At 38.1% G+C, this 18742-nt stretch carries 20 protein-coding genes, 1 tRNA gene and 2 pseudogenes; 11 read left to right on the top strand and 12 right to left on the bottom strand.

The genetic code is table 11. The features are described 5' to 3' along the window. Window positions 1–33 precede the first annotated feature (33 nt). Window positions 34–1008 (bottom strand): LysR substrate-binding domain-containing protein, encoded by a 975-nt coding sequence (locus ABLB96_RS01600; protein ID WP_348898080.1) that lies wholly within the window; start codon window positions 1006–1008, stop codon window positions 34–36. Between the two features lie 20 nt (window positions 1009–1028). After that, window positions 1029–1655 carry an isochorismate family cysteine hydrolase YcaC gene (ycaC, locus tag ABLB96_RS01595; RefSeq protein ID WP_348898087.1) on the bottom strand — a complete coding sequence of 209 codons (627 nt, stop codon included), beginning with the start codon at window positions 1653–1655 and terminating at the stop codon, window positions 1029–1031. Window positions 1656–1931: 276 nt separating this feature from the next. On the opposite strand from ycaC, the gene ABLB96_RS01590 reads away from it, so the two are divergent. The 4 genes from ABLB96_RS01590 (at window position 1932) to ABLB96_RS01575 (ending at window position 5808) form a co-directional block, all read left to right on the top strand. After that, entirely contained in the window at window positions 1932–2804 is an 873-nt protein-coding gene (locus ABLB96_RS01590; protein ID WP_348898081.1) for a pirin family protein, read from the top strand. Window positions 2805–3243: 439 nt separating this feature from the next. Further along, on the top strand, window positions 3244–4542 hold the full coding sequence (locus ABLB96_RS01585) for an FAD-dependent oxidoreductase (RefSeq protein ID WP_348898082.1): 1299 nt from the start codon (window positions 3244–3246) through the stop codon (window positions 4540–4542). Between the two features lie 4 nt (window positions 4543–4546). Next, window positions 4547–5374 (top strand): class I SAM-dependent methyltransferase, encoded by an 828-nt coding sequence (locus ABLB96_RS01580; protein ID WP_348898083.1) that lies wholly within the window; start codon window positions 4547–4549, stop codon window positions 5372–5374. 8 nt (window positions 5375–5382) lie between these two features. After that, on the top strand, window positions 5383–5808 hold the full coding sequence (locus ABLB96_RS01575) for a GFA family protein (protein ID WP_348898084.1): 426 nt from the start codon (window positions 5383–5385) through the stop codon (window positions 5806–5808). Between the two features lie 227 nt (window positions 5809–6035). Here the strand turns inward: ABLB96_RS01575 and ABLB96_RS01570 are convergent, their stop codons facing one another. The 4 genes from ABLB96_RS01570 to ABLB96_RS01555 form a co-directional block, all read right to left on the bottom strand. Further along, window positions 6036–6419, bottom strand: a complete 384-nt coding sequence (locus tag ABLB96_RS01570; protein WP_348898086.1) for a hypothetical protein — start codon at window positions 6417–6419, stop codon at window positions 6036–6038. Between the two features lie 369 nt (window positions 6420–6788). Continuing rightward, a tRNA-Thr gene (locus tag ABLB96_RS01565) sits at window positions 6789–6864 on the bottom strand. A 111-nt stretch (window positions 6865–6975) separates the two neighbouring features. Then, window positions 6976–7302 carry a gamma-glutamylcyclotransferase family protein gene (locus tag ABLB96_RS01560; protein WP_348898554.1) on the bottom strand — a complete coding sequence of 109 codons (327 nt, stop codon included), beginning with the start codon at window positions 7300–7302 and terminating at the stop codon, window positions 6976–6978. A gap of 23 nt (window positions 7303–7325) precedes the next feature. Continuing rightward, the gene (locus ABLB96_RS01555) at window positions 7326–8570 is read right to left on the bottom strand and encodes an MFS transporter (protein ID WP_348898553.1); all 1245 of its coding nucleotides are present in this window, start codon (window positions 8568–8570) and stop codon (window positions 7326–7328) included. Window positions 8571–8708: 138 nt separating this feature from the next. Between ABLB96_RS01555 and ABLB96_RS01550 the strand changes: the two genes are divergently transcribed. Then, window positions 8709–9620, top strand: a complete 912-nt coding sequence (locus ABLB96_RS01550) for a LysR family transcriptional regulator (RefSeq protein WP_348898552.1) — start codon at window positions 8709–8711, stop codon at window positions 9618–9620. Window position 9621: 1 nt separating this feature from the next. Here the strand turns inward: ABLB96_RS01550 and ABLB96_RS01545 are convergent. Continuing rightward, window positions 9622–10338, bottom strand: a pseudogene (locus ABLB96_RS01545) (DMT family transporter); the annotation flags it as partial. 66 nt (window positions 10339–10404) lie between these two features. Between ABLB96_RS01545 and ABLB96_RS01540 the strand changes: the two are divergent. After that, a protein-coding gene (locus ABLB96_RS01540) for an IS3-like element ISAba21 family transposase (protein WP_085947552.1) occupies window positions 10405–11570 on the top strand; the annotation gives its coding sequence in 2 pieces (ribosomal slippage) (window positions 10405–10663 and window positions 10663–11570; 1167 coding nt in all). Window positions 11571–11612: 42 nt separating this feature from the next. Here the strand turns inward: ABLB96_RS01540 and ABLB96_RS01535 are convergent. Continuing rightward, window positions 11613–11783: pseudogene (locus ABLB96_RS01535) on the bottom strand (EamA/RhaT family transporter); the annotation flags it as partial. Window positions 11784–12013: 230 nt separating this feature from the next. Here ABLB96_RS01535 and ABLB96_RS01530 point away from each other — a divergent pair. The 3 genes from ABLB96_RS01530 (at window position 12014) to ABLB96_RS01520 (ending at window position 13471) form a co-directional block, all read left to right on the top strand. Further along, window positions 12014–12757: a hypothetical protein gene (locus tag ABLB96_RS01530; RefSeq protein ID WP_348898514.1), complete on the top strand. Its 744-nt coding sequence runs from the start codon at window positions 12014–12016 to the stop codon at window positions 12755–12757. Window positions 12758–12800: 43 nt separating this feature from the next. Next, window positions 12801–12998: a hypothetical protein gene (locus tag ABLB96_RS01525; RefSeq protein WP_000952854.1), complete on the top strand. Its 198-nt coding sequence runs from the start codon at window positions 12801–12803 to the stop codon at window positions 12996–12998. Window positions 12999–13075: 77 nt separating this feature from the next. Then, window positions 13076–13471: a hypothetical protein gene (locus ABLB96_RS01520; protein ID WP_348898513.1), complete on the top strand. Its 396-nt coding sequence runs from the start codon at window positions 13076–13078 to the stop codon at window positions 13469–13471. Between the two features lie 45 nt (window positions 13472–13516). Here ABLB96_RS01520 and ABLB96_RS01515 read toward each other — a convergent pair whose 3' ends face one another. Further along, entirely contained in the window at window positions 13517–14518 is a 1002-nt protein-coding gene (locus tag ABLB96_RS01515; RefSeq protein ID WP_348898512.1) for an aldo/keto reductase, read from the bottom strand. A 111-nt stretch (window positions 14519–14629) separates the two neighbouring features. Next, window positions 14630–15532 carry a helix-turn-helix transcriptional regulator gene (locus ABLB96_RS01510; protein ID WP_348898511.1) on the bottom strand — a complete coding sequence of 301 codons (903 nt, stop codon included), beginning with the start codon at window positions 15530–15532 and terminating at the stop codon, window positions 14630–14632. A 955-nt stretch (window positions 15533–16487) separates the two neighbouring features. On the opposite strand from ABLB96_RS01510, the gene ABLB96_RS01505 reads away from it, so the two are divergent. Then, the gene (locus ABLB96_RS01505) at window positions 16488–17039 is read left to right on the top strand and encodes a TetR/AcrR family transcriptional regulator (protein WP_348898510.1); all 552 of its coding nucleotides are present in this window, start codon (window positions 16488–16490) and stop codon (window positions 17037–17039) included. Window positions 17040–17102: 63 nt separating this feature from the next. Here ABLB96_RS01505 and ABLB96_RS01500 read toward each other — a convergent pair whose 3' ends face one another. After that, window positions 17103–17519 (bottom strand): carboxymuconolactone decarboxylase family protein, encoded by a 417-nt coding sequence (locus ABLB96_RS01500; protein ID WP_348898509.1) that lies wholly within the window; start codon window positions 17517–17519, stop codon window positions 17103–17105. Between the two features lie 111 nt (window positions 17520–17630). Here ABLB96_RS01500 and ABLB96_RS01495 point away from each other — a divergent pair, with 111 nt between their 5' ends. Continuing rightward, the gene (locus ABLB96_RS01495; RefSeq protein WP_348898508.1) at window positions 17631–17945 is read left to right on the top strand and encodes a helix-turn-helix domain-containing protein; all 315 of its coding nucleotides are present in this window, start codon (window positions 17631–17633) and stop codon (window positions 17943–17945) included. A 72-nt stretch (window positions 17946–18017) separates the two neighbouring features. Here ABLB96_RS01495 and ABLB96_RS01490 read toward each other — a convergent pair whose 3' ends face one another. Beyond that, a complete protein-coding gene (locus ABLB96_RS01490) occupies window positions 18018–18680 on the bottom strand; it encodes a hypothetical protein (protein WP_348898507.1) in 663 nt (220 codons plus the stop codon). Window positions 18681–18742 lie beyond the last annotated feature (62 nt).

The raw sequence follows: 18742 nt of genomic DNA, 5'->3' as shown, positions 1-18742 counted from the left end.
CCGGTCATGCCCATTCATGACTGGTTTTTTTATTTAAGTCGGCAAATACCCTTCATGGCTTTCGGGTAAACGCCTGAGTTCTTCTATCAGCGTTTCAATCAGTTTTTCGACCACAAGACGTTGGCCTTTTCTAGACACATAAACCAGTTGTAGCATGCCAATATTTGATTTCCAGTCAGGAAGAATATGAACAAGAGTGCCTTTACGAATTTCAGCCTCAACAGTTAAAAAGGGCAGGTCGGCAATGCCTAAACCATCCATCACAGCATAGTAGACGCCTGCCAAGTCATTACTTTTGATTCGTGGTTGATAAGGTACATCAACCGATTCGCCGTTACGAATATTGCATAAATGCCAAATATAATTTTGCTTTTGAGTACCCAAGCTAATACTTGGAAAGTCCTGTAATTCGGAATAATGCTCAATGGTGCGTCCTTGCAGCAATTCAGGCGAAGCCACTAGGCAGTGGTCGGTTTTAATCACATCACGAACAATTAAATTTGAGTCTTCATTGGGTTCGAAATTGGTCCGAATCGCGAGGTCGATATCATCATGCAAAATATCTACTCGACGGCTCGTTAGCTCGAGTGCAATCTCAACTTTTGGGTAGGTTTTTAAAAAATGATTTAAAATTTTTCTAATTTGAAAATGCATCATGAGTGGTGGGCAGCTTATTTTCACTAACCCTTGAGGTTCACTTTTTTGCTTTAACAAAACATTTTCTGCACATTCAACTTGAGCAATAACTTTGCAGCATTCCTCATAAAACTCTTGACCTAAGTCGGTCACTTTAAAATGGCGTGTTGTTCTTTGAATGAGGCTGACATTAAATTTATTCTCAAGGTCAATAATGCGTCGGCTGAGCTTAGATTTACTTATATTTTCAGCCTCACTGGCCGCACTAAATCCGCCGTGTTTTACGACCAAATAGAAATAATAAAAATCATCAAAAGAGCTTATCAATGTCAGATCACTCCATTTAAATTCAAGATTAGAGCGCTTAAGCACTCTAATCTTAGCAACTTGAATTATTTCTGTGATGTATTAAAGCTGTAGCTGGTCATCAGGTTACGATAATCAGGAATATGGTTTGCGAATAAAGTTCCTAAACCTTCTACATCGTTACGCCAGTCACGGTGTAATTCACATGCCATACCAAACCAAGTCATGAGCTGAGCACCTGCTTTTGACATACGGTCCCAAGCAGCATCGCGTGTTAATTCATTAAAAGTACCAGAAGCATCGGTAATCACAAACACTTTAAAATCTTCTGCGAGAGCAGATAAAGCAGGGAATGCCACACAAACTTCAGTCACGACACCCGCAATAATTAATTGTTTTTTACCGGTCGCTTTAACCGCTTTTACAAAGTCTTCATTGTCCCATGCGTTAATTTGACCAGGACGTGGAATAAATGGCGCATCGGGGAAAAGTTCTTTTAGCTCAGGAATGAGAGGGCCATTTGGACCATTTTCAAAACTGGTTGTTAAAATAGTTGGTAAATTAAAATACTTTGCAGCATCTGCTAGGGCTAAGACATTATTTTTAAATTTATCAGGATCGATATCTCGAACTAAAGAAAGTAAACCTGCTTGGTGGTCAACTAAAAGAACAGCAGCATTATCCTTGTCTAAACGCACGTAATCTTGAGCTATTTTTATATCCTCATGTTATCAAAGTAAATAATCAAAAATTATGAAGTAGGTCATTAGTGCCTAAAATTATGCTAGTTGAGTTTGTTGTCCTATTTAAGTCTAAAAAATAGGATTAAGAATTTTAAAAATAGGACGATAGCCAAGACATGTTCTAAAAAAGTTGGATTGTCTCATAGATGAAATAATGTGTTGCTAATCCTGATCTATAAACTGCAACTCGTGAGGCGTAAAATCAATCTCAGTTCAAGAAAATCCTACCTATATAGGAGAGATCAGATGAAGAAGTTTCTTGGTGCATATCAAAATAACCACATGCATTGGGTGGGTGATGGTTTCCCTGTATATAACCTGTTCTCTTATGACCGTTTAGGCCAAACCCTAAGCCCATTTTTGTTACTCGATTATGCAGCGCCTTATAACTTCTCACCAACCACTGAACAACAAGGTGTCGGATCGCATCCGCACCGTGGCTTTGAAACAGTGACGATTGCCTACCAAGGTGAAGTAACTCATAAAGACTCAAGTGGTGGCGGCGGAACCATTAAAACCGGTGATGTGCAATGGATGACTGCGGGTGCAGGCGTGTTACATGAAGAGTTTCATTCTCCTGAATTTGCAGAGCATGGCGGTCTGTTTGAAATGGTGCAATTGTGGGTCAATTTACCTGCTCATTCAAAAATGACTCCTGGAAAATACCAAGCGATTGAAGCGAAAGAAATTCCAGATATTGCACTAGATGAGCATGGCAGTCATTTGCGTGTGATTGCAGGTGAATATGCAGATTCAAAAGGTGCAGCAACTACCTTTAGCCCATTAAACGTCTGGGATGGTAAGTTAGTCAAAGGCCAAAAACATACCTTCTATGTACCTGAAGGGCATACTACGCTTGTTGTGGTATTAGATGGTGCGGTTGTGGTCAATGACTCAAACCATCTTCAAGGTAAAACCGTTGCGATTTTATCTCGTGAGGGTGTTGAGTTTAGTTTAAATGCTGAAGAAGATACTAAATTCTTGGTGTTAACTGGCCAGCCACTAAATGAACCAATCGAAGGTTATGGACCATTTGTAATGAATACCAAAGCCGAGATTATGGAAGCGATTGATGATTTTAATCGTGGAAAATTTGGTTCTCTTATGCAAGAAGCATAAATTGTTTAATTGAGCTTAATTAGCTATTAAACCAAAGTAATAAAAAGCCCGCTATCAAGTGTGAATAGCGGGCTTTTTCGCTGTAAAGATTCTATTTTTATGATGGATATCATTATTGTTCCGGCATTGTTTTATGTGATGTGGTTCTCGTTATTGTGGACTTATGATAACGTAAAAAGAGCTTTTTGTAAAATGGGTAACATAAATATAGTTAAATTATCTTATTTTATTTAAAAGATTTTTTTTAAATTTCTAAAAAAATATGGGTTTTTATACACTTATCCTCTTTTGTAAAATTTTATGAATACATCAAGCTTTATCAGCTCAAATTTTTCTATATAAATTGATGCAAAAAATAAAAATCTGGTAGTTTTTAATACGGTGTTTTTTTTAGGTATGAGTGATAATCAAAAAAATTCTCGAAAAATGGGACATCATTTTGGATATCGCAATTATTGGCAGTGGAATGGCAGGACTTGCAGCAGCAAGAATTCTGAAAGATGCAGGACATACAATCACGATATTTGAAGCACTTCCTGGCCGGGGAATGGATAGCCATAGCATTGAATTCGATGGTGGGATTATTGATGCACCATTGCGTGTTATGAACCCGCATCTATGGAAAAATACACTTAGCCTTGCTGCCCACTTAGGTATTAAAACTTTTCCGGTTCGTACCTATATGTCTTGTAGCTGGTTATTTGAAGATCGCACTGAAACATGGTTAACCACATCTCGCAGTCGTATTGGTAATTTTCCAATTATTAATAACCGTAAAGGCATCCAGCAGTATGGCTGGCGTCTGGTCAAAGGGATGTTGCAATTAAAAACTGCGATTCATCAGTTTTTCAAATCTAAAAATCAAGATATTACTCTCGCCGAATTTATTAATCAGAACGACATAGAAGAAGTATTCTGGCATGGTGTAGTAATGCCTGTGCTCTATACCATTTGTACATGTAACCCAAAAACAATTGGCGACTGGCCTGCAAAAAACCTTCTAGAGTTTTTACGCCATTTAACTGATGGGGACATGCTCTTACGTATGAAAGGCGGTACACCTGCATTTGTAGACAGCTTAATTAAGGGCATTGATATCCATAGCGGTTCGGCAATTAAGAAAGTTGAGGAACAAGGCGAAAAAGTACTGGTCGAAAATGAGCAAGGTGATAAGGGCACATTTGACCGCGTTATTGTGGCAACACCAACATCTAAACTTGAAGAGTTCTTAAACCCTGAACAATTTGCAGAAGATATGAATCTGCTAAAACAGTTCCGTTTTGAACAAGGTGACTTGGTTATTCATACAGATGCGACCGTAATGCCACCACGCCGTAAAGACTGGTCAGTGCTGAGCTACATGATGGACCGTAAGTTTACTCGTCAGCAGTTTACGGTTTGGATGAACGCTGTTGAGCCATCTCTTGTGGGCAAAAATCCTGTATTCCAGACTTGGCGTCCAGTGACTGATATTGACCCTAAAAAAATCATTTCAAAAGTGACCTTAACGCGTGCAGTTGTAGACTCGCAAACGATTGCTTTAAATAAAGAGTTACAGCAACGTCATTTAGAACCAAACCGTAAAGTCTTCTACTGTGGTTCATGGTCATGTGATGGCTTGCCAATTTTAGAGTCAGCAGTGACTTCTGCAATGCACATTGCGGAAATTTTAGGTGCACCTTTACCATTTGTAGGTTTAAAACCTCAGGTTGAAGTTGCTCCTGAACTCGGCTACTAAAATTGTGAAAACAAAAGTTCGAGCAGCGCTTTCTCGACTCATTCCCCATAAATATGCCATTGATGCATCAAGCTTGGGAGATGATGGAGAGCTTGCTTGGACAAATTTGGGTTTTTGGAAAAATACCCAAAACTACAGTGAAGCTTGTTGCCAATTGGCCGACCATTTGGCACAAGCTGTCAATTTAAATTCAAAAGATCATTTACTCGATTTAGGTTGTGGACAGGGTGCAAGTTTGTTGCACTGGTTACAGGACTATCAGCCCAAAAGCGTTAGTGCCGTTGAGCTACAAGCTGAATGTGTGAGTAAAATTCAAAAACTTATACCTGAAATAAGACAGATTTTTTGTGGTTCATTTTTAAATTTAAAACAATTTGAATTCAAACAGGCTTTCGATGTGGTGCTGTGTATTGATGCGGCTTATCACAGCCATTTAAATTCATTTCTAGATTCGGTCACTCCAGTTTTAAATTCAAATGCACGTTTAGGTTTTCATTACTTAATGCGAGCTGACACATGTCAAAACATGACGGTGCTGCAAGAACAAAAGCATCGTTATTTACTCAAAGCAGCCGATATTGCTTGGGATGCTGTACCAACTGAGCAAACACTAAGAACGAGCTTGGAACAGCAAGGTTTTACAGATATTCAAATTGAAGATTTGTCTGAACACGTATTACTTGGTTTTTCAGAGTATATTCAAAAACAACAAGGACAAAATCAAAGCCGAGGATTGGCAAATTTTAAAATTCAAATGACTGCAAAGTTATGCCAGCAACTCTACCAAAGTGGATATGTACGTTATATTCAAATAACAGCAATAAAAAAATAGGATGAGCCATGTCAGGTAAATATCAAGGATCGTGTTTGTGTGGAGCGGTGAGCTACCAAAGTGATGCAGAGCCACGTTATAGCTTTAATTGCCATTGCCGAGATTGCCAAAAAGCCACAGGTTCAGCATATGCACCAATCGCTTTTTTTCATCAGTCTGAATTGAAAGTGAATGGCGAGCTTAAATATTTTGAGACAGTAGGTTCTTCTGGTCGATCTATAAAAAGAGCCTTTTGCCCGACTTGCGGTTCGCAGCTTTTTGGTTTGCCTGAAATTGCTCCTGAAATGATTTCGATACGTGCAGGCACGTTGGATGACCCGAGTCTTTATCAGCCTAGAGCAGAGGTTTTTGTGAGCCAAGCCTATGCATGGGATACGCTAAACCCTAACCTTAGACATTTTGAAAAAATGATAGAGAAGAAGAAAGAAGGCTAGAAGTACGCTGACAAGCCCGTAAGCTTTTTCTTACAATGATTCGGGAAATTAGCGTCTTTTTAGAAATCTACAAATTACCTATGATGAACTCATCAGGAACAGGAAGTTCCAAAACGTAAAACAACAATAATAAGTTTAAGCATCAGGACGTGAGGTATTACAGGATGTATGCCTAGTAACGAAATACGAAAAAAGCCCAACAGGATGTTGGGCTTTTTTCATTTTTATTAACGAATTTCTTTTCCACCTAAGGCAGTACAGTCAAATGGTGTATTCCATTTTACCGCAATACCTGTAAGTACTGGACGAACAATACGCCATGGCCAGAAACCAAATCTTTGTCTCTGCTCATAATCAATCACTACATCTGCACCATATTTACGTGCTGCGTTTGCTAATTTAGGTTTTATTTCTTCATAGCCGCCATATATTCCTTTTGCGACTTTAATGCGTTTAAGAGACTTATAATGGTCAGCAGAAGGTAGAGTCTCAAGTACGCAGACTGGTGATTTTACAATGTTTTCTGCTTGAGCCGCAGAACTCGTGTTTTGAGCTTGTACTGTAAAAGGCAACATTATAAATAAAGTAGGCAAAACAAAACGAAGTTTCATCTTTTCCCCGTTGAATGTAGTAATGAATGAATGTTTATAAAATAGGGCTTATTATCATGACCTTATTTGGTGGCGCATTATAATCGTATCTTTTTAATATTTCTTATTTTTTTAAATCTATTTTTTATAAAATTTTTATTTTGGAGGAAAGAAATTCTTTTAAGAAAATCATTTTTAAGCTCAGGTTTATAATAAAATTTTGCAAAAATATATTTCTCCAAAATATGATGAATATATTGGGTCTGAAAATATAACAGCAGCAAAAGAACTGGTTAGTGAATTGGAGAAAATAATTATAAATATTGGTGTATTTCAAAACCTACAGGCAACAAAAAACCCCATAAATCAAATATTCATGAGGTTTAATGATGGTGCCGACACACGGATTCGAACTGTGGACCTACTGATTACAAGTCAGTTGCTCTACCAACTGAGCTATGTCGGCGACGTGGAATGAATTCTACAGTTTCTTAAAAAAAATACAAGCCAAAAAATGAGCATTTAAATTTTTTCTATCAATTTTTAAATGCTCCTATGCTTAAGCTTTAGAAATGGCTTAAGGCTTGAGCGTATAAATAAAAGAATCAATACGTTCGCCACTATTTAAAGTGACTTGAACAGGTACTCTTTCATAGCCTTCGCCTTCAAAGTCATCTAGTAATTTCCAGTTCGCGTCTAAATGTTCTGAGCTAAAAACAAAACCCTGAACTTGGTTGGCACTATCATCGAGTACAATTCCCGGATAGCCTAAATCTGCTCCCCAGCCTTCATGACGTAAGCTTCCATTGACCCAACCTTCTGCCCATTGTCCGCCAATATTTTCAAGTATATGGGCATTAGGACGACCGGGGCCTAAAGTGCCATAAACAAATAAACTCGACATGTGATTTTCCTTTAAGTTACTCATTAATGTGCTTTTGCGTGTGAGGTATAAACTGCTAAAAATATTCCAAGTAATGACAGTACTACCGTTAAGCCTACAATGGCGTTCCATCCGCCGTGTAACCAGAACCAACCACCTGCTGAACCGACAATACTTGAACCCATATAGTAAAACAGCAAGTAGAGCGAACTGGCGTGGGCTTTAGCTTGTTTGCTTTCGGCACCGACTGAACTACTTGTGAGAGAGTGGGTAATAAAGAACCCAGTGGTAATAAAGGCAATCCCAATAATAATGCCAAAAAGCGAGCTAAGTAGCGTCATGAGGCTACCCACAATCATGAGTGCGAAACCACTCATCATCATGGTTTTTTTACCGAAACGTTCGGCTAGCGTACCTGCCAACGATGAAGACACCATACCGAAGCTATACGACAAGAAAATAAGGCTAATTTGAGTCTGACTGAGTGAGTAAGGTGCGCCGCTCAAACGGAAAGTGGCATAGTTAAACAGAGTCACAAACACACTAGTGAGCAAGAACCCAATGGCAAACAGGCGCAATAATTTAGTATTGCTTAAATGAGCACGCCACATTTGCATGTGAAAGTCTAAATTCAGCCCTTTTTTCTGTACAAAATTACGTGAAGCGGGCAATAAATTTACGAAGGCGATTGAGCAAATAAAACAGATCGCTCCAAGTAAACCTAAGGCTGTGCGCCATGAAAAATACTCAATTAAAATACCCATGCCGACACGGCCCATCATGCCACCAAAGGCCGTACCTGCAATATATAAGCCCATGGTTTTACCCAAGTGTTCAGGGGCAATTTCTTCGGCAATCCATGCCATTGTTACTGCGGGTACACCACCGAGCAGCAAACCTTCTAACGCTCGTGCCATCAGTAAACTGTGCCAGTTTGGGGTAAACATAGACACAATATTAAGAATCGCTGCACATAGCATAGACGTAAAGATTACACCGCGACGACCAATCGCTTGTGAAAAGGCACTCGATAGCACAATTGAAATTGCCAAAAAAGCAGTTGTTAAAGAAAGCGCTAAAGAGCTACTCGCAGGGCTAATCTGGAAGCTTTGGCTAAACGCTGGCAACAGTGGCTGTACACAATAAATCAGTGAGAAGCTGGCAAAGCCAACAAGGAATAAAGCGAATCCTGCATGCTTATAGGCTTTAGTGCCTTTGTGAATCCACTCGCGGGAAAGGAGAGAAGTCGCCTCAGTGTTTAAGGTGCTGGGTGTAGATGAAGAGTTCATATCATAACCATGACAGAAAAAAGTAGCAGTGCTTTGGGCAGTCTGCATCGACAAAATTCGATGAATTAAAATTAGCAATTTGGATGGTATTTTTCTAATATATTTAACAATAGGTCATGATATGTTTTATATATAGCAATGGAACTAAGACATATACGCTACTTTTTAGCGGTAGCAGAAGAAAAAAACTTTACCAGAGCTGCGCATCGTTTAAACATGAGTCAGCCTCCTTTAAGTATGCAAATACGCGACTTAGAAGAAGAATTAGGTGCAGAGTTATTTATTCGTTCACCGCATGGAGTGGAGCTAACTGAAGCTGGGCTTGCCTTTTTAAATGCGATACAGCCTGTACAGCAGCGTGTAGAAGATGCAGCGAACCTTGTCAAACAAGTCGCAAATGGCGAAGTGGGCCAATTACGATTAGGTTTTACAGGCACTTCAATGTTGAACCCTTTAATTCCTAAATGTGTTCGCTATTTTCAGCAGCAATATCCTAAAGTGGATTTAAAACTAGAAGAAGCCAATACCTTACTGCTTATTGACCTATTACTTGAAGACCGTTTAGATGTTGCCATTATTCGTTCGCCTCGCAACATTCCCGACAGTTTAATTATTCAAGAATTATTAGCAGAACCACTCATTGCTGCTTTGCCTTCCGAGTCTTTGAGTCTGGATGATTCATCGCAAGAAATTGACTTAACGGCACTACGAGAGCTTGATTTTATTGTCTCGCCACCTTCCATTAGCGCAGGGCTTTTTGATGCAATTAAACAAGCCTGTCATGAGCGAGGTTTTGAACCCAAAATTGGACAAAACGCACCGCAAATTGTGTCGATTTTATCGTTGGTGTCTGCAAATTTAGGGGTGTCTTTGGTGCCAGAGTCGACCAAACAATTGCAAATACAAGGTGTGGCTTATCGTTCTTTGAAAGCACCTGTACCTACGGTGGGCTTAGGGCTTGCTTATAAAAAACATAACCCTTCACAAATGGCGATTAACTTTGCCAGTGTGGTGCAAGTGGCTTGTCACCATGCAAATGAAATAAATTAAATTATGATTTTGGTGCTTTGTTCATTAAAAAGATGCCAGCAATAATGAAGATTGCGCCGTATAGAAACGATAAAGTCGGCTGTTCATGAATGAAAACCCATGCCATAAGCGCTGCAAAAATGGGTTCAGAAAGCTCGGTCACTTGTACTTTTGCGGCACTCATATAAGACAACGCTTTTGTGGTGCAGAAAAAACCGAGTATGGTTGGCAGCACAGCTAAACCAATCAAACCTAAAACAATATCAGTATTAAAATTAATGCTATGCAAATTTATTAAAAATGGAACGGCAAGATAAACACTACCAAAAAGTAATAAATATTTGGTGAGAAATAGCCCGCCATTTAGCCTAAATTTTTTAACTAAAACCGAAAATAGACCATAGCCTGTACCTGCAATTGAGGCATTGATCAGCATTAATAAACTATTTTCACCTTTCCACGAAATGATACTAATACCAGCAACTGCCAATAATGTTCCAATAAGAGAGTGAATATAGATACTCTCTTTTAAAATAAACCTACCAAAAAATAGGGCAGAAATAGCAGCCGAAGCCATGAGTACTACAACGACATTGGCTGCAGCACCGTGATTGTAGGCTATGGTTTCAAAAAAGAATAAAGAGAAAATCCCTAAAAAAGCACAGATGGCAATTTGAGTAAAAACGCTGAGCTTACTTGGCGTGCTGCTAATGTACGCAATCTTTTGGCTGACAGGTACTGATGTGTGCTGAGAAAACAGGAGGTTTTAACTTGGTAAACTATAGACACTCATCAGGAGTTTACCATGAGCAAGAAACAGAAGACTTACACCGCAGAATTTAAAGTTGAAGCAATAAAATTGATTGAAGCCAATCAAGGCAATGTATCGGAAACAGCCAGACAACTTGGCATTTCAATGCAAACTCTTTCAAATTGGAATAATAAAGCAAAGACTGGCACCTTAGCAGGCACTAAACAATATTCACCTGATCTAAATGCCTTACTCGAAGAAAATAAAAAGCTCAAACAACAGCTCAAAACAGCTGAAATGGAACGTGAATTTCTAAAAAAGGCAGCAGCGTACTTTGCGAAAGAAAGTCAGTAAGGTACGCCTATATGAAACAGCAAAGATATTTATTCCCGATTAGCTTTATGGCTAGATTACTTCACGTTTCAGTGTCACGATTTTATGATTGGCTAAAACGAGGCATGAATAAAAGATTGGTTCAGCGAAATCAACAGACAATTTTGGTCAAAATAGCTCATGAGGAAACTAAACAAAGCTATGGCTATATTCGATTAACTAAGCATTTACAAGCGCAAGGTATCAAAATCAGTACGTATGCTGTACGTCAAATAAAAAAGCTCAACCAGCTGTATTGTAAGCGTCATAAGCGTTTCAAAAGAACTACGAAGAGTGATCATAATCGAGCGATCTACGCAAATTTACTAGAGCAACAGTTTTCAATGACTAAGCCCAATCTTGCATGGTCAAGCGATATTACATACATTTGGACTGCTGAAGGTTGGTTATACTTGGCAGCAGTAAAAGACCTGTACACGAAACAAGTGGTTGGCTATAGCTTAAATGAGCGTATGACCGCACAACTTGTTTGCAATGCACTGACTATGGCGATTCGTAATCAAAAACCAACGAAAGGCTTAATTATTCATTCGGACAGAGGCAGCCAATATTGCAGCCATGAATATCGAAAGATACTGGAAAAATGTGATTTTCAAGGTTCAATGAGCAAACGTGGGGACTGTTACGATAATGCACCGATTGAAAGTTTCTGGGGCATACTCAAGAATGAATTAGTGCATCATTGCAACTATAAAACCAGAGATGAAGCTAAAGCAGATATTACAAAATACATTGTGTTATTTTATAATCAGCGAAGAATTCAAAAGAGTTTGGATTTTAAAACGCCAAATCAAATAGCAGAGAACTTTTATCGGTTAGCTGCCTAGCATATCCCAAGTGAAAGTCTCCTGCTAATTCAGCACATATCATACTTTAAATAAAAAAACACTTAAAAAGAAAAAGGCAATAATGGTTTTTAAAAAGGCAATATCTTGTGGGTTTAAACCACTATGCATGAGTAATTTACTAATGACACCAATAGATGCATTTAAAGCTGCTGCACACAGTGCAAATAGGGTTCCAATAACTAGATTATTCACTCTTATAATTCTTCCTAAGTTTTACGCATGAAGTCTACAATATTTTTTGGATGAATATTCAACAAAAATAACCAATTACCGCTTGGTATTTTCAACGATTTATATTGAATTGATTTAATAAATTTTTATTTAAGACTAAAAGCATTGTAAGGGACTTTTGTTTCAAATAATTGTGATTTATAAAACTTACTCATATTATATAATTAGTTAATTATTAAAGAATTTTAGAAATGATTAAATCTATTATTTCAGGTTGCGCGGTTCTTACACTTTCGACTTTTGCGGTCACGCATGCAGAGCTTTCTTTTGAACAAGAATTACAACAAGGCTGTAATAAAGTGAAGAAATACGCGAGCTTAGGTAAGAAAAACTACGACCAAAAACAATATAAAAAAGCGCTCGAAAACTTCCAAAGCCAAGCCTCTTGGACTGCCTTTTGTAAAGCCAATGAAGATGAAACCACAGTTAAATTTACCGATCGTGATGTTGAAGTTGCCAACAATAATGTGGGCTTAGCCTATGCCAAACTGGGTCAGCCACTTTGGGCGAGAGCTTGGTTTATGCTCGATGAAAAATCAAAGTCGAGCCTGTTTAACCTTCAGCAGTTACCTGCGCCTAAAGCATCAAATGACCTGTCGGGTGAGTATGTGCGTTACTCAGGTTTTGGTGAGTGGGATCACATTACGGTAAGTCGTAAGCAGGGCCAGTATGCCATTGGCTATTCGGGTGTTTATATGGGCCTTAGAAGCTTAATTTATGGCCCGAACATGGGGCAGTTCGACACCAAAATGCCGACCAATGCCAAACAAACCATTTATAAAGACGAAGACTGCCGTATTCAGCTCGATTTTAAAACGAGTGCGAAATTAGGAAACTTTATTCAAGTTAAACAAAACGAGGGCAACTCGGGCTGTGGCTTTGGGCATAACGTTTATGCAGATGGAACTTATTTAAAAGTTGAGTCTGGAAAATAATAAATTCCTTAGTTTTATTTTTAAGATTTAAAAGGAAATTTGAATGTTAAGTTCGGCAAATATTGGCCATGGAATTATGATGGGCATTGTAATGCTCGTCAGTATCTTAGTAATTATAATTGCAGTAATTGTTGGGCTATACGGTAAAAAGCGTAAAAATAAGTCTGAGACAGAAAATATAACCTTTATCATTCTATTATGTATTGGTATAGCTGGTTTGCTCTATTCATATATGGGATAGCTGCATGTACAAACTGGAATAAATTCAAAAATATGAGTAGCGAAAAATCATAAGATTAATTTTTTAGGAACTAAATAATGAAAAACAGATTCGCACGTTTACTGCTTGTTTCTACAGCTATTTTCTCTGCTCAGGTTTATGCAGATGTGGCAAATACAACATGTAAAGAAGTGAAATTTCAAAAAGCCGATGAGGCGTTGAGTGGGCACTATTATTTACATGGTGTGATGGAAGTTGGTTCGGAACTTTTACTTCAGCCAGACGGCAAGTTTAAATGGATGCTTGCAGTGGGTTCATTAGACCAATATGCCGAAGGCACATGGTGGAAAAATGGTGACTGTATTGGTTTAAAACCAGAGGCTAAATTTAAAAAGGATTTAAGTATTTTCCCTGAAAGCTTAACGATTTCAGATAAATCATTAGATGCGATCTGGCAGGGCGGACGTCAGCAAGGCACATATAGCAAAAACTAAATAAAAAAGTCCGACACTGAGTTGGACTTTTTTATGGCTTATATTTTAGTGGTTTACCGCAGCAAATTGCTGAGCGTTATAGCGTGCGCCCATGTTTGGGTATCGCGCAATAATCGCGTCGATTTCTGCTAAATCTGCCGCTGTTAAATCAATGTCTACAGCACCTGCATTTTCTACAAGACGCTCGATTTTACGTGTACCCGGAATTGGAATAATGTCGTCACCTTGCGCCAAAATCCAAGCCAAAGCCAGTTGAGCTGCTGTCGCATTTTTGCTTTGGGCAAAGTCGCTAAATGCTTGCGCCAAGCTTTGGTTATTTTTCCAGTTATCGCCTTGATAACGTGGTAACTGACGACGGAAATCGTTTTCGTCTAGGCTGCCTACATCAAGCGTATTGGTGATTAAACCACGTGAAAGTGGTGAATACGGCACAAGGCTAATGCCTAACTCGCGAATGGTTTGTAAATGGGTTTGCTCAAACTCACGAGTAAGTAACGAGTATTCATGCTGAACTGCTGCAATCGGGTGAATCGCATGTGCTTTACGAATAGTTTCAGCCGACGCTTCACTCAGCCCTAAATAACGCACTTTACCTTGTTTGACCAAATCAGCCATTGCGCCAATAGTATCTTCAACTGGCACGCTTGGGTCTATGCGGTGCGCATAATACAAATCGATCACGTCTGTATTTAAGCGTCTTAAACTGTTTTCGACCGCGACTTTAATCCACTCAGGTGAGCCGTCGATATAAGACTCTAAAGAGTTTTGCGGGTTAAGGTTGTCTTCTTTATAACGGAAGCCAAATTTGGTCGCCAAGAACACTTTGTCGCGGTTTTTCTCTAAAACTTTTGAGAGCAAAACTTCGTTTGCGCCGTTGCCGTACATGTCGGCAGTGTCCCAAAAGTTAATGCCGAGGTCTAATGCCTTTTCTAGAGTGGCAATGCTTTGTGTGTCGTCTGAGGCACCATAGGCAAAGCTCATTCCCATGCAACCTAAACCAAGTGCTGATACTTTTTCGCCTGTTTGTCCTAAAGTTCTATATTTCATTTTTCACACTCTTTTTGCAAAATCACTTGAGTAGAAAAACTATAAAATGCTTTGGCTCAAACTGACGTATAACATTCAAACCAATAATTATAAAATTCAAACAATCTGTTTTTAGGCCACACAGTCTTCGCGGAATTTTTTAGGCGAAAAACCTGTATTTTTCTTAAAGAAGTTGGTGAAATACGCTGAATATTCAAAGCCTAAGCTATAGGCAATTTCGGAAATATTCCAACTGGTGTGTTGTAGCAGCGCTTTGGCTTCTTGCGTAATGCGCGAGCTAATATGTTCAGAGGTGGTTTTGCCTGTGGCTTCTTTTACAGCGCGGTTTAAATGGTTCACATGTACCGACAGTCCATAGGCATAGTCATTTGCAGTTTTGAGTTTAAGCTGAAAATGAGGCGAGTCGATGGGGAACTGGCGCTCTAATAACTCAAAGAATAAATGGCAAATCCGAACCGCAGCATTACTATGTTTTTCAAACTGTTGGGTCGGTTGCATTTTCATGGCTTCATGCACAATCAGGTGCAAATAGTTTCTTAAAACGTTGTATTTATGAATGTAGTCTGAATTTATTTCAGTCATCATCTTTTTGTAAATAAATGAAATTTCTTCAACTTGCTGGTCATTTAAAAAATATAGCGGGTCGCCGTCAACTTTAAACAGCGGTGAGTCTTTTAAAAAGCTTTGTCGCGATTCTTGGTTTACAAACTCTTCGGTAAATAGACAAAACCAGCCTGCCTGTTCAGGCGAATTAATTTCCCATGCATAGGGCACTAACGGATTTGAAAACAGTAAAGCAGGGCGGTCTACACGTATCCAGCGGTTGGCGTAATGAAGTTCGCCAGTGCCTAAAACCAGTGAAATTTTATAATAATCGCGGCGGCTATAAGGCGTCAGAAACGAGCAGGCATCGCGTTGGAACACGTTAAAATGTCCAAACGAAGTTGATGGAACCGAGTAGTCGCTACCTCTCGTTAAAGAAAAGCGTTGATAAAAATCATGTATGGTTTCCATGTCTTTGCCTGCATGCGTTATCAATTTATTTAAAGTTATAAAATTCAAACTTTATTTACTGTAGCTTTTATTTATAGCGTGATCAATCAGTTCATTTAAGCATTTTTGAAAATGAATAATAAATTAACAATGAGAAAATGAGCTGATATAAATAAAAATATTTTATAAATTAATAATATATGTACATTGACACTTAAAAACTTGAGAACTATTCTTTGCCTGCAAACCATTCTACGGTAGAGTGATAAGAGGACACCTTCAGGTGTGCTGGTTCTGTATGCCCAGTCTGCTAACCTCTTTTCGTTCTGCCACCAATTTTACTATTATGATGAAATCGTTAAATTTAAGTTGAAGGTCTTTTTAGCTTAAATATCTAATTGAATAAACAACAATAATTATTTAACTAATTTCTATTCAACCTTACATTGACACTCAAAAACGTGCGGATTATCCTTTGCGTGCTGGCCTACATTGCCAGTTAGCTTTTGACAGAGCTGGAACAAAAGGCGCACAACAACGTAATCTCGTTTTGTGCGTTCTCCTAAGTCACGCCTTTATGGTGAGGCTAGGAGGGGCACGCTTGCGTGCGCTGGTTTCCTTTTGTACCAGTCTGTCAACCCTTCTAGTCTTGCCACCTTTATTTGACAGTAATTGGTAAGACTCTTCTAAATCAAAAGGAGTTCGCCGTTATGCGTACTATTTCATCTCTTTCATTGGCAACCTTTGCCAAAATTTTTACATCTATACCCAACTGGTCTTTAAAACGGTTTAACCGACTCTAGGTTTTAAGCCATAGGTCATTACGACTAAAAAATCATAGCAACAATAAAACCCGAGATAGGCGAGCACACCATTTTTGTGCGGCTTTTGCACGCCTGTATTTAGCGCTCAATTTAAGAGCGACGGCATTTCTATCTCTTTTATTTACAACAAAAAATTATTTTAAACGGTATACATGAAAAATTTAGACGCTTCACGTAGAGCATTACACGTTATTCATACGGCAACAGATTTATTTAACCAACATGGCTTTAACAAGACAGGGGTAGACCTGATTATTGCTAACTCTCAAATGACCAAAGGCACCTTTTATAACTACTTTCACTCAAAAGAAAGACTCATTCAAATGTGCCTGACTTTTCAAAAAGACGTGTTAATGGAAAAGGTCAGAGTGGAGATAGAAACGACCCAATACCTCACTTTGACACACAAACTCAGGCAAATTTACCTGTTACATGCCGACATAAAAAGCCCGTATTACTTACTGTTTAAAGCAGTTTTTGAAATTAAATCGATTTACCCCACGGCTTATCAAACCGCAATTCGCTATAGACGATGGCTTAAAAATGAAATTTTCTGCCTGCTGTCGGAAACCAAAAAAACGGTTTCATATGCAGAAGCGGAGATATTTGTTTTTATGATTGATGGCGCAATTATGGAGCTATTAAGTTCAGATGATGAAAGGGAAAGAGATGCCTTGCTTGAGTATTTTTTGAAAAGGGTTTGATGGGGAAAGGCCTAGCTTTAGGCCTTTTTTAAACTCAAATACTTAAAACATATTTTACGAGACTTAATCACCTAAGGTAATTCGGAGTCTGTTTAAGGCTCCCATTAAAGAAATACTCGCCGTTAAATCTACAATCTCTTTTTCACTAAAATGATGAGCCAAATTTTCTCGAGTCACCTCAATTTGTTTCGGGTCATTTAACGAAGTAATTGCGGAGGCAAACTCCAACACGACTTTCTGTTTTTCAGAGAAAGCTTTTGAATGTTTATAACCCGGTATTTGGTCGATAACTTCTTGAGCTATGCCAAAGTCTCTTAACTCCTTGGAATGAAAAGCACAACAATACGCACAACCATTGATTTGAGAGACATGTAGCTCGGCTAAAGCAATCAGTTTTGGGTCTAAATCTGAAGATCTAATAGATGAATGAGCTGAATATAAATGCCCGATGGTTTTCTTTGAAATTTCTTTATATTCCACAGTGAATATCCGTGACTGGTCAGAGAGAACCATTATTTATAATTAGGTATAGGTTGTAAATTAGGCATTATTTTGTTATGTAGGTATATTTATTATACTTAGTAATCATCTATGAAAGATAATATTTCAGGCTGTACAGTCGAAGAAGCCATGACGGTATTAGGTGGCCGTTGGCGCATGCTCATTATTTCTTTTTTATTAGAAAAAACCATGCGTTTTAATGAGTTACGTAGAGCAATTCCGAATATTTCACAAAGAATGCTGACGTTAGAGCTACGCTTTTTAGAAGAAGAAGGTTTTATTCTAAGAGAAGTCTATGCACAAGTTCCTGTTAAGGTTGAATATTCTTTAACGGAGGAAGGCCGAAAGCTAGAAAAATTAGTTAATGTGTTAAAAGAAATCGGCGGATGGCTTAAATCGAGATAGTTTTGTTTGGCGTAAGAGGATGATTGTTTATTTTAAGGTGGGGAGGTCTGACGGCGGCGCTACCTTTAAAGATTATTTCTTATTTAGTGTACTAGAGTCATTATTTAAAAATTCTCCAAAAAAATATTCATCTTTGGTTTGAAAAAAGAAGTTAAATTCTTTACTCATCATAGAGTCATATTGTGCTTGTTTATGAAAGATAGGAGATATTTGGTCTAAATAGTAATAGATACAGTCAGAGATATTATTAAATGCATTTAATGGTTTTAAACTGGAATATAGTTCTGTTAGTTTGTTAATGATAGAGTGGATGTCAGGATTAAATGTCCATAGTAAAATTTCATTTTTCTCGCATCTAATTACTTCATATTCTTTAAGTTTATTAGGTTGAATCGAGTAGAGTTGTGCTCCATTTTTACTATAAGTTGAATATAATAATTTTGTGATTTCTAACTGAGAATGTTTGATTTCTTGTTCACGTATAGCTTTAGAAGCTTTTAATAAATTCGGTAGTTCGTGAATGTTATGTTTCTTAAATTTATTGAAAGAATATATAACATTTTGGATAAGGTTTAATTCACCAGTTCCTGTAATAATACCGTTTTCCCATGGAAAGAACTTTTGAATACCATCTTGATATAAATATGAGCCATTATCCTGATGCGGTATAGTGCTGCGAGTGTCTGTCGCAATCACAATACTATCCTCAAGTTGAATAGCAAGAATAAAGGTCATAATATTAAGAGAGTTAAGTTAATTTTCATGGAATCTATTTTAGGAAGACAAATAAAATTTTA

The organism is Acinetobacter sp. XH1741, assembly GCF_041021895.1.
Classification (GTDB): Bacteria; Pseudomonadota; Gammaproteobacteria; order Pseudomonadales; family Moraxellaceae; genus Acinetobacter.
Note: the sequence above shows the minus strand (reverse complement) of the source record. Positions and strands in the feature narration are given on the sequence as shown.